This is a genomic window from Pseudomonas sp. GW822-FHT06D10 (assembly GCF_058799535.1).
This window is the reverse complement of record NZ_JBXALN010000004.1, coordinates 729,114-745,934: the sequence shown is the minus strand read 5'-3', so window position 1 is coordinate 745,934 and position 16,821 is coordinate 729,114. Positions and strand designations below refer to the sequence as shown.

Annotated in this window: 20 protein-coding genes; 14 read left to right on the top strand and 6 right to left on the bottom strand. The window is 60.5% G+C overall.

Annotation, left to right across the window (positions count from 1 at the left end; all coding sequences use genetic code 11):
- Nucleotides 1-92: 92 nt before the first annotated feature.
- Both prfH and AC1RL5_RS17210 read right to left on the bottom strand, forming a co-directional pair.
- Nucleotides 93-713 (bottom strand): peptide chain release factor H, encoded by a 621-nt coding sequence (gene prfH, locus AC1RL5_RS17215; RefSeq protein ID WP_105625689.1) that lies wholly within the window; start codon nucleotides 711-713, stop codon nucleotides 93-95.
- Nucleotides 713-1,846 carry an RNA ligase RtcB family protein gene (locus AC1RL5_RS17210; protein ID WP_093406139.1) on the bottom strand — a complete coding sequence of 378 codons (1,134 nt, stop codon included), beginning with the start codon at nucleotides 1,844-1,846 and terminating at the stop codon, nucleotides 713-715. Before AC1RL5_RS17210 ends, prfH begins: the two co-directional genes overlap by 1 nt.
- A 273-nt stretch (nucleotides 1,847-2,119) precedes the next feature.
- Here AC1RL5_RS17210 and AC1RL5_RS17205 point away from each other — a divergent pair, with 273 nt between their 5' ends.
- The 6 genes from AC1RL5_RS17205 (at nucleotide 2,120) to AC1RL5_RS17180 (ending at nucleotide 6,509) form a co-directional block, all read left to right on the top strand.
- Entirely contained in the window at nucleotides 2,120-2,440 is a 321-nt protein-coding gene (locus AC1RL5_RS17205; protein ID WP_011060395.1) for a helix-turn-helix domain-containing protein, read from the top strand.
- An 88-nt stretch (nucleotides 2,441-2,528) separates the two neighbouring features.
- Nucleotides 2,529-2,879, top strand: a complete 351-nt coding sequence (locus tag AC1RL5_RS17200) for a hypothetical protein (protein WP_072451523.1) — start codon at nucleotides 2,529-2,531, stop codon at nucleotides 2,877-2,879.
- A 343-nt stretch (nucleotides 2,880-3,222) separates the two neighbouring features.
- Nucleotides 3,223-3,852 (top strand): lytic polysaccharide monooxygenase auxiliary activity family 9 protein, encoded by a 630-nt coding sequence (locus tag AC1RL5_RS17195; RefSeq protein WP_011060397.1) that lies wholly within the window; start codon nucleotides 3,223-3,225, stop codon nucleotides 3,850-3,852.
- Nucleotides 3,853-3,897: 45 nt separating this feature from the next.
- Nucleotides 3,898-5,364: a glycosyl hydrolase family 18 protein gene (locus AC1RL5_RS17190; RefSeq protein ID WP_072451522.1), complete on the top strand. Its 1,467-nt coding sequence runs from the start codon at nucleotides 3,898-3,900 to the stop codon at nucleotides 5,362-5,364.
- 163 nt (nucleotides 5,365-5,527) lie between these two features.
- On the top strand, nucleotides 5,528-5,989 hold the full coding sequence (locus AC1RL5_RS17185) for a DUF2214 family protein (RefSeq protein WP_072451721.1): 462 nt from the start codon (nucleotides 5,528-5,530) through the stop codon (nucleotides 5,987-5,989).
- A gap of 79 nt (nucleotides 5,990-6,068) precedes the next feature.
- Entirely contained in the window at nucleotides 6,069-6,509 is a 441-nt protein-coding gene (locus tag AC1RL5_RS17180) for a bleomycin resistance protein (protein WP_072451521.1), read from the top strand.
- A 238-nt stretch (nucleotides 6,510-6,747) separates the two neighbouring features.
- Here AC1RL5_RS17180 and csrA read toward each other — a convergent pair whose 3' ends face one another.
- On the bottom strand, nucleotides 6,748-6,942 hold the full coding sequence (gene csrA, locus AC1RL5_RS17175; RefSeq protein WP_007920550.1) for a carbon storage regulator CsrA: 195 nt from the start codon (nucleotides 6,940-6,942) through the stop codon (nucleotides 6,748-6,750).
- Nucleotides 6,943-7,207: 265 nt separating this feature from the next.
- Here csrA and AC1RL5_RS17170 point away from each other — a divergent pair, with 265 nt between their 5' ends.
- A complete protein-coding gene (locus AC1RL5_RS17170) occupies nucleotides 7,208-7,558 on the top strand; it encodes a hypothetical protein (protein WP_011060401.1) in 351 nt (116 codons plus the stop codon).
- A gap of 51 nt (nucleotides 7,559-7,609) precedes the next feature.
- Here the strand turns inward: AC1RL5_RS17170 and AC1RL5_RS17165 are convergent, their stop codons facing one another.
- From AC1RL5_RS17165 to AC1RL5_RS17155, 3 genes are all read right to left on the bottom strand, one after another.
- Entirely contained in the window at nucleotides 7,610-8,299 is a 690-nt protein-coding gene (locus tag AC1RL5_RS17165; protein ID WP_011060402.1) for an endonuclease, read from the bottom strand.
- A gap of 4 nt (nucleotides 8,300-8,303) precedes the next feature.
- Nucleotides 8,304-8,573, bottom strand: coding sequence for a DUF1654 domain-containing protein (locus tag AC1RL5_RS17160; protein ID WP_015634917.1), 270 nt, complete (start codon nucleotides 8,571-8,573; stop codon nucleotides 8,304-8,306).
- A 186-nt stretch (nucleotides 8,574-8,759) separates the two neighbouring features.
- Nucleotides 8,760-9,848: an asparaginase gene (locus AC1RL5_RS17155; RefSeq protein WP_011060404.1), complete on the bottom strand. Its 1,089-nt coding sequence runs from the start codon at nucleotides 9,846-9,848 to the stop codon at nucleotides 8,760-8,762.
- A gap of 338 nt (nucleotides 9,849-10,186) precedes the next feature.
- On the opposite strand from AC1RL5_RS17155, the gene AC1RL5_RS17150 reads away from it, so the two are divergent.
- The 7 genes from AC1RL5_RS17150 (at nucleotide 10,187) to rbsD (ending at nucleotide 16,816) form a co-directional block, all read left to right on the top strand.
- Complete coding sequence (locus tag AC1RL5_RS17150; protein ID WP_072451520.1) at nucleotides 10,187-10,636, top strand: hypothetical protein; 450 nt, start codon at nucleotides 10,187-10,189, stop codon at nucleotides 10,634-10,636.
- A gap of 272 nt (nucleotides 10,637-10,908) precedes the next feature.
- Entirely contained in the window at nucleotides 10,909-11,865 is a 957-nt protein-coding gene (locus AC1RL5_RS17145) for a sugar ABC transporter substrate-binding protein (RefSeq protein WP_072451519.1), read from the top strand.
- A gap of 57 nt (nucleotides 11,866-11,922) precedes the next feature.
- Nucleotides 11,923-13,476: a sugar ABC transporter ATP-binding protein gene (locus AC1RL5_RS17140; protein ID WP_145713055.1), complete on the top strand. Its 1,554-nt coding sequence runs from the start codon at nucleotides 11,923-11,925 to the stop codon at nucleotides 13,474-13,476.
- Complete coding sequence (locus tag AC1RL5_RS17135) at nucleotides 13,473-14,447, top strand: ABC transporter permease (protein WP_011060408.1); 975 nt, start codon at nucleotides 13,473-13,475, stop codon at nucleotides 14,445-14,447. Before AC1RL5_RS17140 ends, AC1RL5_RS17135 begins: the two co-directional genes overlap by 4 nt.
- Nucleotides 14,448-14,450: 3 nt before the next feature.
- Nucleotides 14,451-15,473 (top strand): LacI family DNA-binding transcriptional regulator, encoded by a 1,023-nt coding sequence (locus tag AC1RL5_RS17130; RefSeq protein WP_093406130.1) that lies wholly within the window; start codon nucleotides 14,451-14,453, stop codon nucleotides 15,471-15,473.
- Between the two features lie 24 nt (nucleotides 15,474-15,497).
- Nucleotides 15,498-16,415 (top strand): ribokinase, encoded by a 918-nt coding sequence (gene rbsK, locus AC1RL5_RS17125; RefSeq protein WP_492589806.1) that lies wholly within the window; start codon nucleotides 15,498-15,500, stop codon nucleotides 16,413-16,415.
- Nucleotides 16,412-16,816 carry a D-ribose pyranase gene (rbsD, locus tag AC1RL5_RS17120; RefSeq protein ID WP_072451517.1) on the top strand — a complete coding sequence of 135 codons (405 nt, stop codon included), beginning with the start codon at nucleotides 16,412-16,414 and terminating at the stop codon, nucleotides 16,814-16,816. Before rbsK ends, rbsD begins: the two co-directional genes overlap by 4 nt.
- Nucleotides 16,817-16,821 lie beyond the last annotated feature (5 nt).

Here is a 16,821-nt window from a genome sequence, read left to right as displayed (position 1 = left end):
ACCGGTTCAAGATCTTTTACGTATTGCCCTCTGTAGCCACCAACCTGGTTCGGGGAGCCGTCGTGACGAGCGGCTTCCCGTACCAGGGCGGGTCAGTCCAGAGGGGTGAAGGCGCTGCCACTGAAGGTGCGCACGGCATTGCCCCGTTCAACCCGGTGATGGGCGTCACGACGCTGCAAGCGCAGTTCCTGTACGGATTGCTCTTGCCGATCGGCAAGCCGTTGCTGGATCAGTAGACGAGCCAGGCGCTTGTTATCGTGCTGGCTGCGTTCGGACTGCACCTTGACGCTGATGCCGGTCGCTACATGGGTGGCACGTACCGCGGAGTCGGTCTTGTTCACGTGCTGCCCGCCGGGGCCGGAAGCGCGCATGGCCTCGAAGCGGATCTCGCCGCCCTCGGCTTCTTCCAGGGCGCAGAATGGTTGGCCGGCGAAATACCAGTTCTTGCGTCGATGTGCGGGCCGCAGAGGGCTTTTGCAGATCCACAGCAGGGTGCCTGTCCAGCGTCGAGCCAGGTTTGCGGCGTGCTCGCCATCCAGGCTGACCAGTACCGAGCGATGGGCGTCGCGAGCCTGGCTGGCAACCTGCTCGATGATGCCGAGGCGCACGTTCTGCGCTTCGGCTTCGTGATGCAGGCGGCGTAATGCGTGGGTTACTGCCAATTCGCATTCGGCAGGCCCTTGGGCGGAGGACAGCTGTAGCAACATCATCATCAGCAGCACCCCCGGCGTTTGTAAGTCAGTACCGGTTTGAGTCGGGCGATGATCTTCACCAGGCCGGCGTCGCGCAGGCTGCCCACCACGCTGTCGATGCTCTTGTAGGCTTCGGGAGCCTCTTCGTACATCAGGCCGCGGTCCTCGCAGATCACTCGGCTGCCCAGCCGGGTGCGCTTGAGTTGATCGAAGCTCAAGCGCGTTGCCAGCCGGCCCTTGCAGTCGCTGCGCAGCCACTTGCGCCCGGCGCCGTGCGCCAGGGAGTAGAGGCTGAACGATTGGGGGAGCGGTTGCACCAGGTAGCTGTAGTCGCCACGAGAGCCGGGAATCACCACCGGACCCTGGTCCGATGGTGTGGCGCCCTTGCGATGCAGCCAGCCCGATACGCCGTCGACCTGCGCCGCAGACACCAGGTTGTGATTGATATCCAGCAGCGGATGGCCCTTGGCCCGCAGATTGTGCAGCAGGCGCTCGGCGATCAGCCGTCGATTGGCCTCGGCAAAGCGCAAGGCCTGGTCGTGCTGCTCCAGGTACTGGGCGCCGGCGGTGCTGGTCATCAACAGGCCGTTGTGGCCGTGTTGGTCGACGTGGCTGCGCAAAATGGCCTCTCCCAGGCCTCGGGAGCCGCTGTGCACCAGCAGCAGCAAGGCTTTCGGGTCCAGTGCCAGCGCTTGCAGGGCGTCGGCGTCATGGACCTGATCGAGTTGTTGCAGTTCGGCGAAGTGGTTGCCGCCGCCGATGGTACCCAGGGAGTGCTCATGACCGCTGACGGGCAATGCCAGTTGCGCGCGTTGTTCATCCCACTGCTCATCCAGAGGCAGGTCGATATTGCCGATTTTCTTTTCCAGCTTGTCGAGGTTGAGGCGAGTGCTGGAGAGGTCGGTTTGCCACAGCGCCATGCCGCAGCCGATGTCGTTGCCCACCAGTGCCGGGTAGGCCACTTCGGTGGAAAAAAATGCCGCGCCCACCGGATAGCCCCGGCCTGGATGCAGGTCGGGCATGCCGACGACCTGGCGCATGCCGGGCAGTTGTGCGGTGGTGTGCAGTTGCTGGAGCGCTTTGTCTTCGATCCAGGTGGTGTCGGAGGCGATTAGAGAGACGCCGTTCGACAAATGACGGATGCAAGTGTCCATGTCCAATTCCTGATTGGAAAAAATATTCAGGTAGTGGCAGGACGAAGCGGGGGTTAAGCGAAGGCGCTAGCGGGTAGCGGTTGCAGCGTTTAAACCAGGCACGTCCTGCAAGGGGTGATCAGCTGTTGCATGGTGGATCTCCTTGGCAAAAGTGTGGAAAGGGCGCGCAGGTTAATCTTTTGCCCGGGGACTGGCAATGGTGTGGGCAAACAAAGTGCACCTTCTGCGGCCGTTACGGTCGTAAAACCATCACCTTGTTGAATGAGGATGGTTATGCAGACCTTTGGTGAGCGCTTGAAAGAACAGCGCAAGGCGTTGGGGCTCTCCCAGCAGGAATTCGGTGCCATTGGCGGTGTTGAAGCCAACGCCCAGGGCCGTTACGAGAGCGGTGAGCGGGTGCCCAAATCGGATTACCTGATGGCCATCGGGCGCCACGGCGTTGACCTGCTTTATGTGTTGACCGGCGAGCGCTCGCGCTTGTCCGAGGGCAGCCTGAGCCTGGATGAAAGCACCATTATTCAGAACTACCGCCACCTCGGAGATGAGGACCAGGAGGCGATCGCCCAGCTGGCGTCCTCCCTGGCGGAGTGCTGAGTGGGCGCGGGGGAGTTTTTCTGCTGTTCGCGCGCCTTTTTAACGCGGCCTGAGCGATACTCTCGCGTTTTCAGGACGAGGAGGCAGCATGCGGGTTTTGATGGCGGTAATGGTGGCGGCGCTATTGGCTGGCTGTGCGAGCTCTACCATGGATGAAGCTCGGGCCCGAACGCCCAACAAAACCCTGGCCTCGGCCAAGGCTGATCAACTGGTAGCGCAATGTGTGCAGTTCGCCTGGCAGGACGAGTCGGTCTTTGGTGTCGATGCCGCTGCCTATCTGCAACCGGGCAAGGCTGGGGGGTACACCGTGTATACCCGTTCCGCCGAGACTTTTGTCGATATCAAGGCCGAGGCCGCGACGACCACCGTCCACTTTTATGCGGTTGCAGACGGCTATGTCTCGAAGCGCCGCCTGGCGGCGCTAGCGACCTGTCTGTAACGCAGCGGATAGTCACTGGCGTTGGCATTTGACGCTATCAGGTACAAACCCGGCATCGGCCGGGTTTTGTCATTTCTGGGGAAGGGTTTCCAGCTGGTCAGGCCAGCTGTTATTGGCGATCTGTGGAAACACCCAATAAGCCTGTAGCAAAGCGTGTAATACATTGCCTCTTCAAACTGTCAGTTGAAATAAGGAAGTCCAGGGATTAAGGGGGCTAGGGCGGACTTTTGTAAATTGTCCTGAATGGTTAGTTTTTGTGGTGATGAAAAAAGCAGGGAAAAGTGCGCTAAGTTGAGGGTGCTCAATAAGGAGCAGTAGTTAATTAATCAATGGAGTGAAAGATATGAATAAGCCACAGGCTCAACTAAAACATGGTCGCGTTGTTTCTCCGTCCAGCCGCGGTGCGGTAGCGGTGGAACTGGGGCTGCTGGGAACCTGGCAGGTCAACGAGATGGAAGGCGGGAAAAACTTTCCGGCCCTCGCCGCCGGTCCTTTCCCAAAGCCTTACGACAGCGATGTGGCCAGTGTTGCGCCACCCGCCGACGGTCATATTCTCAGTGGCGGCAAGGTTGATGATCGCGATTGCATCAACTTCACCAACGAGGAAATGTCGAAAAAGATCAACCGGCCCTTCACTTGGCCGCTGGTGAACGTGAACCCGGGCCAGGTGTTCCAGGTGCAGTGGGAATACACCGCCCCTCACGTTACCCGGGGCTACAACTGGTTCATCACCAAGGACGGCTGGGACCCGAAACAGCGCATCAGTCGCGCCCAGCTGGAACCCCAGGCTTTTTATCAGGACTTCTATACCGAAGTGCCTTTCGACAAGTTTGGTTCGGTATTGAAAGCCAAGACTCATCATGAGGTTGTGCTGCCCAAAAATAAAAAGGGTCACCATGTTGTAGTACTGGTGTGGATTGTTGCCAATACCGGCAATGGCTTTTATCAGGCTTTCGACCTGGACTTTAAATAAGTTTCAGGTAGTTAACATTTTCTGACAGTTCTGAAGGATTAGAACGTGGATAAGATCGATTTTGCATTAATCAAGAGTCAGGCCGCAGATGCTGCTTCCCTGATGCCGAGCATTGCCGGCAAAAAGGTGCTCATGGGCTTCTGGCACAACTGGGCCGCCGGTCACAGCGACGGCTACCAGCAGGGGCAATTCGCCAACCTGGATCTGGTGGACGTGCCCAAGGAATACAACGTGGTTGCAGTAGCCTTCATGAAGGGCAACGGTATTCCCACCTTCAAGCCCTACAACCTTTCGGACGCCGAGTTCCGGCGCCAGGTGGGCGTGCTCAACAGCCAGGGCCGGGCGGTATTGATCTCCCTGGGCGGCGCCGATGCCCATATCGAATTGCACAAGGGCAACGAACAGCCCTTGGCCAACGAAATCATCCGTCTGGTGGAAACCTACGGCTTCGATGGCCTGGATATCGACCTGGAGCAGAGCGCCATCGACTTTGCCGACAACAAGAGTGTGCTGCCTGCCGCCTTGAAGCTGGTGAAGGATCATTACGCCGGCCAGGGCAAGCACTTCATCATCAGCATGGCGCCTGAGTTTCCCTACCTGACCAGCAATGGCAAGTACGTGGCCTACCTGCAGGCCCTGGAAGGCTACTACGACTTTGTCGCGCCGCAGTTCTATAACCAGGGAGGCGACGGGCTCTGGGTGCAGGAGGCCAATGGCGGGCAGGGCGCCTGGATCGCCCAGAACAATGACGCGATGAAAGAGGATTTCCTCTACTACCTGAGCGAAAGCCTGGCCTCCGGTACCCGCGGTTTCACTCGCATTGCCGCGGACAAGCTGGTGATAGGCCTGCCAAGCAACGTCGATGCCGCGGCCACTGGCTATGTGATCGACCCGTCGGCGGTGAGCAATGCGTTCAAGCGCTTGCAGGGCGCCGGTCACGCCATCAAGGGGTTGATGACCTGGTCGGTGAACTGGGATGCCGGCGTCAGTCGGCAGGGCGTGCCCTACAACTGGGAGTTTCGTCATCGCTATGCGCCGCTGATCCATGGCGATGGCGGTGAGCCGGAGCGCCCAGGTGCTCCTGGAAACCTGATGGTGCTGGGCACCAGTCGCAGCAGCGTCAACCTGAGCTGGGGCGTTTCCGGTAGTGTGCGGCCGGTGGAGTTCTACACCTTGTACCGCGACGGCAATGCGGTCGCTCGCACTCCCTCTCCGGGCTTCGAGGATCAGGGGCTGAGTGCGGACACCCAATACAGCTATTTTGTGACCGCTACCGACACTCAGGGCCAGGAGTCGCTCCCCAGCCGCAGTGTGAGTGCCAGGACCGCAGGCGGTGCGGTCGATCCGAGCTTTCCCGAGTGGCGCACCAGCCAGCACTACCTCAGGGAGGATGGAGTGACTTACGAAGGCAATCGTTACCTGTGCCTTCAGGAGCACACCTCCAACCCGGGCTGGACGCCGCCCGTAGCGTTCACCCTGTGGAGCAAGGTGCTGCAGGAGCGTCATGGCTGAGTTGTGACGGCCATTGTTGAAGTTGAGTGGCCAGGCGGTTCTCGCGGAAGTTGTCGATCCGTGCGAGCCGCCTTTTTCGTTTCCGCTGGCCGGCAACAGCCCGGGTTATGAGCTATTACTGAGCTGCCCGGATGTGTCGATCAATCAAGCGGAGATGAGCTCGATGTTGCAGCAATGGTTGCTGGCGGCTGTGCATTTGCTGGCGTTTGCCAGTGCCTTTGCCGGGGTACTGGCGCGCGCTTCGGCATTGCGTCGCCTGAGCGGCGGCGCTGCGGCGCCCGGGCAGGTGTTGCGGGCCGACAATGTCTGGGGGCTGATGGCCGCGGTGTTGTTGATCACCGGGTTGTTGCGGGCTTTTGGCGGTTATGGCAAGGGTACGGAGTATTACCTGCACCAGCCGCTGTTCCATCTGAAGATGACGCTGTTCGTGATCATCCTGTTGCTGGAGATCATGCCGATGCTGACCTTGATCCGCTGGCGCATGGCCCTGGGGCGAGGGGTGGCGCCACAGATCGGGCGGGCGCTGCTGTTCGCCCGTATCAGCGATGTGCAGGCCCTGCTCATGGTGTTGATGGTCATCGCCGCCAGCGGCATGGCGCGTGGGGTGACCTGGGCTCAGTTGTAATCATTGGTAAGTGGGGCTGCACTGAGTGGCTGCTTGAGAGTAGGCTCGCGGCTCTATCAATGAGCAATGGAAGCCTTCGATGTTTCAAATGAATGACCTGGTGCCGGAGATGCTGGTCACCGACCTGCAGCGCAGTCTGGCCTTCTACTGCGATCTTCTGGGCTTCAAGGTGGAGTATCAGCGGCCGGAACACTTCTTTGCCTTCCTCTCCCTCAATGGTGCCCAACTGATGCTGGAGCAGGATGACCAGCAGGAATCGGAGTGGCGCGTGGGGCCCTTGCAGGCTCCATTTGGCCGCGGCATGAACCTGTCCATCGAGTGCCCGGATATTCGCCAGTTGGCATCCGCCCTGGCCCGGGCGGGCATTGCCTTGCGTCGAGAGATTCAGGAGTGCTGGTACCGTCACGACGAATTGCTGCACGGCGAGTTGAACCTGCTGGTACTCGATCCGGATGGTTACCTGCTGCGCTTTACCCAGGACCTGGGCTTCAAGCCTGTGGAGCCTGCAGCGGGCGCCTGACCGCCGAACCGGTGCGCCGCCTGCAATGCAGCGGCGGCGTGTGTCGGGAATCAACGGTCGGGCTCGCTATCGCGAAAGGGCGATAATCAGTGGTTGACGACAGTCTGATGGGCGGGAATCTGCTGTGGCTGCAACCGGGCGAGGGTGTGCGGGCCGTCTGCGGGGAAAAGCTCAAGGCAAACAAGACAGGCGCTGCGCCAGCCGTTGTGCGCGGGCAAAAGGCTGGTGCTCATGCTATTCAAGGGGTTTCGCGTTTGTCCGGAGCGGTCAGGCCTGCCTGAATGCGTTGATAGATTTCTTCACGGTGTACCGCGACGTCTTTTGGCGCGTTGATACCAATGCGCACTTGCTGGCCGCTGACGCCGAGAATGGTGATCGTAATGTCGTCACCGATGTTTATGCTTTCACCGACTTTGCGGGTGAGTATCAGCATGATCTTCTCCTTGATAGCTTTGTAGGGCACCAGATTCAAACAGTGCAGAGGTCGGTCTTAGGTATAGATTAGTGCGAAGTTCCACTGAGTGGGTGCCTCTTTCTGACGCGCAGAAGATCTATTAATTCCCAAGGCGCAACTATACATAGGCAATAAATATCATTCTTCCTGTTTCGGTCCGATTTTGTGACGAGGTCTCTCGGGTCATGAGTGCTAAAATCGCCACCTCAGACTTTCTAGGGGTTAGGTTGTGCGCACAGTAGCGATGATGATGGCGGTATTGGCGTTGGCCGGTTGTGGGGAAGGCAAGCGGGTCGAAGCGAATAAGAGCACGGCGGTGGCAGTACAGACCCAGCCGGCCTCGACCGAGCCGCAATGGGATGTGCTGGTGGGCAGCCCGCTCCCCCTGGCGGTGAGTGACCTGACCGGCTGGCTGATCGAGCACGGGGTGATTTCCAATGTGGTGACCGTGGACGGCAAGCGTCTGGTCGTGGTCGGTCCGTTTGCTTCCCAGGCCGAGGCCGAGGCGAAGAAGAATGAAGTGACCGAAAAGTTGGTCAAGGCCAAGAAGCGTGACATCGAAGTCACGGTCATCGAGCATCAAGCCGCGCAGTAAGCCCGTTTCCATAGGCTCAATGATCGCCCGCCACTCGCGGGCGATCTGCGTTCAGCCACAAGCCTTGAGGTTGACTGCGCCGACGAATTCATTGCCGCGCCCCATCACGCAAGCCACGCTCTGATTGCGCTGGCGCTCCCAGGCCTGTACTGGATAAGTTTTGTTCCAGGCTTCGAAGAGCTGCCGATCCTGTTTGGAAAGGCGCAGGCCGTACTGCTTGCTCATGTAGAAGTAGGTGCGGGCGATCATCCCGCGAATCGAAGGGCGAGGCATGACCTTCTTGGCCTTGAAGTCGACCTGGGTCAGGCACGAACCGTACTGGCCCGATTGTTCCGGCAGCCAGCCGAAGCTGAAATTGCTGCGATCACCATTCACTTCGCCAATGCTCGGTACCAGATTGTGCAGGTCGGCCTCGGCGCGCTGATAGACCGAATCGGTGCGTGTGCAGTTCTTGCGACCGCCTTGTTGCCAGCACTGGCGCTGATGGCCGATCTGCCAGGCCGGCACTATATGCTCCCATTCAATGCGTTCGGCGCGTTTGGCGTTCTTGCGCGGAACATAGCCGCAGGCCGCCAGGTTCACCCGGTTGCCGTTGTATTTGCAGCCGCAATAGAACTCGGTGGATTGGGGAGCGTAGAGCTTCCAGGCGACTTTCTTGGCTTCGCTGAAGGTGCGGGGCGCATCGGCTTGGGCGGAACAGGCGAGAAACAGCAACAGCAAGGCAAAACAACGGACACTCATCGACTCAATCTTCCTTCGGCACGACCCAGAAAATCTGCACACCGCCATCGTCGCGGTAGGCGAGGGTGACGTTGTCGTTTTCGGCGATCTCCTCCAGCAGGCGTTCCCACTCATCCTGTGGCTCATCGGCGAGGCGGAAGATCAGCGCTGCCTTGGCCTTTTGTGCGGTGGGAGAGTTGATGATTTTCTGGATGCGCACACCCAGGCGTTCGTAGGAGCTGAGGGGCGTTTGGGTCGTGGCCACGGAACATTCCTTATTAAGCTGTACGTGCATACAGTATTTAACTGTAGGGCATTTCGCAACTGCTTAAAATTCAAGAAGTTCCTCTGACAACGCTTTATGCATTTGTCTCACGAGGAGAGCAGATTTTTTTGCATGGGGGAAAGGGGGGAACCACCCGCCCGGGCGGGCGAGTGGTTGCAAGCATGCTCGACCGGGGCCGGTCGAGCAGAGGGGCTGTCAGTATTCCCAGAACATGCGTTGCAGTTCCTTGCTGTCCTGGGTCTTGGTCAGGGCGACCATGGCCAGGATGCGGGCTTTCTGCGGGTTCAGGTCATGAGCCACGACCCAGTCGTACTTGTCGTCAGGCTGTTCGGCGTTGCGCAGTACGAAACCGCCGGCATTGACGTGGGAAGAACGAATGATCTGTACGCCATTCTTGCGCAGTTCCTGCAGGGCAGGGACCACACGGGAAGACACCGAGCCGTTGCCGGTACCGGCGTGGATGATGGCTTTGGCGCCACCTTGGGCCAGGGCCTTGTAGGCGGTGTCGCTGACGTTGCCGTAGCCGTAGGCGATTTCTACGTCAGGCAGGCTCTTGATGTTCTTGATGTCGAATTCCGAATCCATGGTGTGGCGCTTGGCTGGCAGGCGGAACCAGTAGGATTTGCCTTCCACCACCATGCCCAGCGGGCCCCATGGGCTCTTGAAGGCTTCGGTCTTGATGTTGATCATCTTGCTGACATCGCGGCCGGACTGGATTTCGTCGTTCATGGTCACCAGTACGCCTTTGCCGCGGGCGTTCTTGCTGCCGGCCACAGCCACAGCGTTGTACAGGTTGAGCATGCCGTCAGCCGACATTGCGGTACCTGGGCGCATGGAGCCGACCACAACGATTGGTTTGTCGGTCTTTTCCACCAGGTTGAGGAAGTAGGCGGTTTCTTCCAGGGTATCGGTACCGTGGGTGATGACGATGCCATCGACGTCCTTGCTGTCGGCCAGTTCGGCAACGCGGCGGCCCAGTTGCAGCAGGTTTTCGTTGGTGATGCTTTCCGAGGCGATTTGCATGACTTGCTCGCCACGCACGTTGGCCAGTTGGCTCAACTCGGGAATGCCGGCGATCAATTGTTCGATGCCGACCTTGGCCGCCTGGTAGGTGGCGCTGTTGGCCGCGCTGGCGCCGGCGCCGGCGATGGTGCCGCCGGTGGCGAGAACCACGACGTTGGACAGTTTCTGTTGGGTTTCAGCTTCTTTGGCTTGCAGGGCTGCCGGTAGAAGCAGGAGGAGGGCCAAAGCGCCCGGGGCGAAGGATTTGAAGGCAGATTTCATTATTTTCTCTCTAGTAGTGAGACGGTGCTGATGCAGGTTCATCTAGAAACACCCCGGCGGCAGATCTGTATGCGCCGGGGCAGCGAGGGTGGAGCAGGATCTGTACCAGCGCTACCTTGGCTGGGAGGTTATTTTAAGTTACTGATTTATATCAATTTTATTTCTGTTTTTATGCGTAAGAAGTCATGTGGCGTCCGGGTTTCCGAACGTTTTCACGGTGGCGCGTTCGGCAATCCGAAAATGCTCGTCACAAGTCTCGTGATGACTTCTCGCTCATCCATTAAAGATTGTTCTGCAGCGGTCGATGATCCTTCTAGGATTTTTCACCAGGAGTTCCCATGTCACTGTCAGTAGGATTTCCAGGGGCAGGAGCCATTCTGATCAATGGCAAGTCGCCCGCGACCATCGATGCGTTGAGTAATGCCGCCGCCGAACAGGCGTCTGCGGCGTTGGGTACCGACGAGTCGGGCACTTTGCGGGTCGGTTCCAGCAAGCAGGCCGAACAGTCTGAAAGCGAAAGCCCAAGCGAAGACAAGCACGGCATCGTGGTAAAGATGCTGCTCAAGCGCATGCAGGAGCTGCAGCAGCAACTTCGCGAGCTGCAACAGCAACTGGCTGCCGCCCAGGCCGCCAACTACCCAACCCCTGAGGCCAAGCAGACGGCAGTGATGGCCATTCAAGGGCAAGTCGCCGATACCAACGGCGCGCTGGCGGAAGTCTCTGGCAACCTGGTCCGGGAGTTGGCCAAGGAGTCGTCTTCCGGTGGCCTGGTGAACACCACTGCCTGAATCATCAGCCTGTCCGGGAGCATTTTTCGGGCAGGTTTTTCTCCTCGTGGCCGGCTGCGGATGGCTACCCACTCTCTCTGATCGCACTTTGAACAGCGTTGACAAACGCTGGCAAGGTTCGCATAGTTTGTTTTACGCAAACGTTTGCGCGGCCTTCGGACAAGGATAATCGTCTATCTTTGCAAGGTTCGCCGTCGGCCAATGGTGCTGCCAATCAGGCGGTTCCGTCTGACGAACGCTGCTCACAATAATCATAAGATCGGAGTGAACCCATGAAGCTGCCCTTTGCTGGACGTCTCCTCGCTGTCGCCGTTCTCGCCGCTGCATCCGCGGCCCTTCCTTTCTCCTCGGCTCAAGCCGATACCCCGCAGAAACCCAAGGTCGCCCTGGTCATGAAATCCTTGGCCAACGAGTTCTTCCTGACGATGGAAGATGGTGCCAAGGCCTATCAGAAAGAGCATTCCGCCGATTTCGACCTGGTGTCCAACGGCATCAAGGATGAAACCGATACCGCCAACCAGATCCGCATCGTCGAGCAGATGATCGTCTCCAAGGTCAACGCACTGGTGATCGCCCCGGCTGACTCCAAGGCCATGGTTCCGGTGATCAAGAAGGCCGTGGACGCCGGGATCACAGTGATCAACATCGACAACCAGCTCGACCCCGGCGTGCTGAAGAGCAAGAACATCAGCGTGCCTTTCGTTGGCCCGGACAACCGCAAGGGCGCGCGTCTGGTGGGTGAGTACCTGGCCAAGCAGCTCAAGGCCGGTGACGAAGTGGGAATCATCGAAGGGGTTTCCACCACCACCAACGCGCAGCAGCGCACCGCCGGCTTCAAGGATGCAATGGAAGCCGCGCAGATCAAGGTGGTGTCGCTGCAGTCGGGCGACTGGGAAATCGACGCCGGCAATCGTGTGGCCTCGGCCATGCTCAGTGAATACCCGAACCTCAAGGCATTGCTGGCCGGTAACGACAGCATGGCGGTAGGCGCGGTTTCGGCAGTCCGGGCTGCCGGCAAGGCAGGCAAGGTGCAGGTCGTGGGCTACGACAACATCAACGCCATCAAGCCGATGCTCAAGGATGGCCGGGTCCTGGCCACTGCCGATCAGTTCGCTGCCAAGCAGGCGGTGTTCGGTATCGAGACCGCGCTGAAGGTCCTCAAGGGCGAGAAAGTCGACAGCGGCACCAATGGCGTGATCGAAACTCCGGTTGAACTGGTCACTCAGTAGTCATTGCGGCGGTACAACGGCGCTCGCCCGGTTGGGCGGGCGCATGGAGAGTTTCCTATGTCAGTTTCTGCTGCCAACGCTGTCCTATCGGTCAGTGGTATCGGCAAGACTTATGCGCAACCGGTGTTGACCGGCATCGACCTGACGCTGTTGCGCGGTGAAGTGCTGGCGCTCACCGGCGAGAACGGCGCCGGCAAGAGCACCCTGTCGAAGATCATCGGTGGCCTGGTCAGCCCCACCACTGGGCACATGCAGTTCAATGGTCAGGATTATCGTCCGGGCAGTCGCGCCCAGGCCGAGGATCTGGGCATTCGCATGGTGATGCAGGAGCTCAACCTGCTGCCGACCCTGTCGGTGGCCGAGAACCTGTTCCTCGACGACCTGCCCAGCAGTGGTGGCTGGATCAGCCGCCGGCAATTGCGCAAGGCGGCGATCGAGGCCATGGCCCAGGTCGGTCTGGATGCCATCGACCCCGACACCCTGGTGGGCGAGCTGGGCATCGGCCACCAGCAGATGGTGGAGATCGCCCGTAACCTGATCGGCGACTGCCATGTGCTGATTCTCGATGAGCCCACCGCCATGCTCACGTCCCGCGAGGTAGAAATGCTCTTCGAGCAGATCACCCGCCTGCAGGCCCGCGGCGTGTCGATCATCTATATCTCCCATCGCTTGGAAGAGTTGGCCCGGGTTGCCCAGCGCATCGCGGTATTGCGTGACGGCTGCCTGGTCTGTGTCGAGCCGATGGCCAACTACAACAGCGAGCAACTGGTGAACCTGATGGTGGGCCGCGAGTTGGGCGAGCACATCGACCTGGGCGAGCGCCGGATCGGCGCGCCGGCCTTGACGGTGAGCAACCTCAGCCGCTCGGACAAAGTCCGCGATGTGTCCTTCGAGGTCCGCAGTGGCGAGATCTTCGGGATTTCCGGGTTGATCGGGGCAGGGCGCACCGAGCTGCTGCGCCTGATCTTCGGTGCCGATGTCGCCGACAGCGGCACCATCGCCCTGGGCACCCCGGCACGCCCGGTAAGCATCCGCTCGCCAGTGGATGCGGTGGCCAACGGCATCGCCCTGATCACCGAGGACCGCAAGGGTGAGGGGCTGCTGTTGACCCAGTCCATCAGCGCCAATATCGCCCTGGGCAACATGCCGGCGATTTCCAGCAGCGGCCTGGTCAATGGTCAGGACGAGGAGCATCTGGCGCGACGCCAGATCGACGCCATGCGTATCCGCAGTTCCAGCCCGGCGCAACTGGTCAGCGAGCTGTCCGGTGGCAACCAGCAGAAGGTGGTGATCGGCCGCTGGCTGGAGCGCGACTGTTCGGTGCTGCTGTTCGATGAGCCGACCCGTGGCATCGATGTCGGTGCCAAGTTCGATATCTACGGCCTGTTGGGGGAGTTGACCCGGCAGGGCAAGGCCCTTGTGGTGGTGTCCAGCGACCTGCGCGAGCTGATGCTGATTTGCGATCGCATCGGCGTGCTCTCGGCCGGGCGGCTGATCGATACCTTCGAGCGCGACAACTGGACCCAGGATGAACTGCTTGCCGCGGCATTTGCCGGCTATCAAAAACGAGATGCGCTGATCGATGGAGCGGCGCCTAGGAATGCATCATGAAAACTGCAGCAAGCGGCAAGCGAGGCGGCCACTACTACGGCCTCGGCACTTACCTGGGGTTGGCGGGGGCGCTGCTGGGGATGATCGTGCTGTTCTCCCTACTCAGTAGTCATTTTCTGTCCTATGACACCTTCAGTACCCTGGCCAACCAGATTCCCGACCTGATGGTGCTGGCGGTGGGCATGACCTTCGTCCTGATCATCGGTGGCATCGACCTGTCCGTGGGCTCGGTGCTGGCCCTGGCGGCGTCGACCGTCAGCGTGGCGATTCTCGGCTGGGGCTGGAGCGTGGTGCCCGCGGCGTTGCTGGGCATGGCTTGCGCGGCGCTGGCGGGAACGGTGACCGGTTCGATCACCGTGGCCTGGCGCATTCCTTCGTTCATCGTGTCCCTGGGTGTACTGGAAATGGCCCGCGGCGTGGCCTACCAGATGACGGGCTCACGCACCGCCTACATCGGTGACGCCTTCGCCTGGTTGTCGAATCCGATTGCCTTCGGCATTTCGCCGTCGTTTATCATTGCCCTGCTGATTATTTTCCTGGCCCAGGCGGTGCTGACTCGCACCGTGTTCGGTCGCTACCTGATCGGCATCGGTACCAACGAAGAGGCGGTGCGTCTGGCGGGGATCAACCCCAAACCCTACAAGATCCTGGTCTTTAGCCTGATGGGGTTGCTGGCAGGTATCGCTGCACTGTTTCAGATTTCTCGCCTGGAGGCGGCAGACCCGAACGCGGGCTCCGGTCTGGAGTTGCAAGTCATCGCTGCGGTGGTGATCGGCGGCACCAGCCTGATGGGCGGGCGCGGTTCGGTGATCAGTACCTTCTTCGGTGTCTTGATTATTTCCGTGCTGGCTGCGGGCCTGGCGCAAATCGGCGCATCCGAACCGACCAAGCGCATCATCACTGGTGCGGTCATCGTGATTGCCGTGGTGCTGGACACCTATCGCAGCCAGCGCGCCAATCGGCGGGTTTGATTCATGGCAACAATCAAGGATGTGGCGGCGCTGGCGGGGATTTCCTACACCACGGTGTCCCATGTGCTGAACAAGACGCGGCCAGTCAGTGAGGAAGTTCGGGTCAAGGTCGAGGCCGCTATCGCGCGCCTGGACTATGTGCCCAGCGCGGTGGCGCGTTCGCTGAAGGCCAAGACCACGGCGACCATCGGCTTGCTGGTACCCAACAGCCTCAACCCGTACTTCGCCGAGTTGGCTCGGGGGATCGAGGATTATTGCGAACGCAACGGCTACTGCGTGATCCTCTGCAACTCCGACGACAACCCGCAGAAGCAGCGCAACTACCTGCGGGTATTACTGGAAAAACGTATCGACGGGTTGATTGTCACCTCGGCCGGTGGCGATAGCGGCCTGGCCCAGGGGCTGGCCGGCGTGCGCACGCCGATGGTGATTGTCGACCGTGGGCTGGAAGGGGTGAACGCCGACCTGGTGCGTATCGACCACCAGCACGGTGCCTACCTGGCCACCCGACACCTGCTGGAGCTGGGGCATCGGGACATTGCCTGCATCGGCGGCCCGGGCAATACCAGTGTGGCGCAGATGCGCCTGGCGGGATTCCAGCAGGCGCTGCGTGAGGCCGGTGTCGAGGTGCCTGCCGAGCGCATTCTGGAAAGTGATTTCAGTAGCACTGGTGGTTATCGCGCAGCCGCGCAGTTGCTCGATGGCGGACAGCCGCCGAGCGCGATTTTCGCTGGCAACGACATGATGGGCATCGGGGTGCTGCGCGCGGCAGCGGAGCGCAATATCCGCGTGCCCAGCGAGCTTTCGGTGATCGGCTTCGACGACATCCTCATGAGCCGCTACGTCTACCCGGCGCTGACCACGGTCGGCCAGTCGATCCTGCAACTGGGGGAAACCGCGGCAGAGTTGCTGCTGCGGCGGATCGCCTGCCGGGAGCTGCCGGTCGACCAGCGCATCGTTACGCCGAATATCGTCTTGCGGGAGTCGACGGCGCCGCTCGGTGGCGCTTTCGCCGAATACCGCTGAACCCAACTGATTGAGTACCGATGTATGTCAGCAAAAGTAGTGGTAGTGGGTAGCCTCAACATGGACCTGGTGACTCGGGCCGAGCGCCTGCCCCGAGGGGGCGAGACGCTGATTGGCAAATCCTTCGCCACGGTATCCGGTGGCAAGGGCGCCAATCAGGCGGTGGCTGCGGCCAGGCTGGGAGCGCAGGTGTCGATGGTCGGCTGTGTCGGCGACGATGCCTATGGCGAGCAACTGCGAGGTGCCTTGCTGGCCGAGCAGATCGATTGCCAGGCGGTGAGTGTGGTCGAAGGCTCCAGTGGGGTGGCGCTGATCGTGGTGGATGACAGTAGCCAGAATGCGATTGTCATCGTCGCCGGCGGCAATGGCCAGCTCACTCCCGAGAAGGTCGCCGGGTTCGATGGGGTGCTGCAGGATGGGCAAGTCATCATCTGCCAGCTTGAAGTGCCGCTGGCGACTGTGGGCTACACCCTCAAGCGCGGGCGCGAACTGGGCAAGACGGTGATCCTCAATCCGGCGCCGGCCAGTGGCCCGCTGCCGGCGCAGTGGTATGGCGCGATCGACTACCTGATTCCCAACGAGAGCGAGGCTTCGGCTTTGAGCGGGGTAGCGGTGGACTCCCTGGAGAGCGCTGAAGTGGCTGCCGGTCGCTTGATCGCTGCGGGTGCTGGCAAGGTGATCATCACCCTCGGTGCACAGGGCTCGCTGTTTGCCGATGGCCAGCGTTTCGAGCATTTCCCGGCGCCCAGGGTCAAGGCAATCGATACCACGGCGGCCGGGGACACCTTTGTCGGCGGATTTGCCGCGGCCCTGGCTGCCGGCAAGAGCGAAGCCGAGGCCATCCGCTTTGGCCAGTTGGCTGCGGCGCTGTCGGTGACGCGCGCCGGTGCGCAACCTTCCATTCCCACGCTGTCCGACGTTCAGGCGTTTATCCCTTCATGAAAAAGACACCTTTGCTCAACATTGCCCTGTCACGCTTGATCGCGTCCCTGGGCCACGGCGATATCGTGGTGATCGGCGATGCCGGCTTGCCGGTGCCCCCGGGCGTGGAGTTGATCGACCTGGCGCTGACCCACGGCGTTCCCGACTTTCTCACTACCTTGAAGGTGTTGCTCAGCGAGATGCAGGTGGAGCGTCATGTGCTGGCCGAAGAAATTCTGCTCAAGCAGCCTACGCCGCTGGCGGCGCTTGAAGGCATGACCGCCGGTGGTGAGCTGGGGCAGCGGCAGCTCATGAACCACGAGGGTTTCAAGGTGCTCAGCCGCCAGGCCCGTGCGGTGATCCGCACCGGGGAGTGCCAGCCGTATTGCAATATCGCCCTGATTGCCGGGGTGACCTTCTAGGCCGC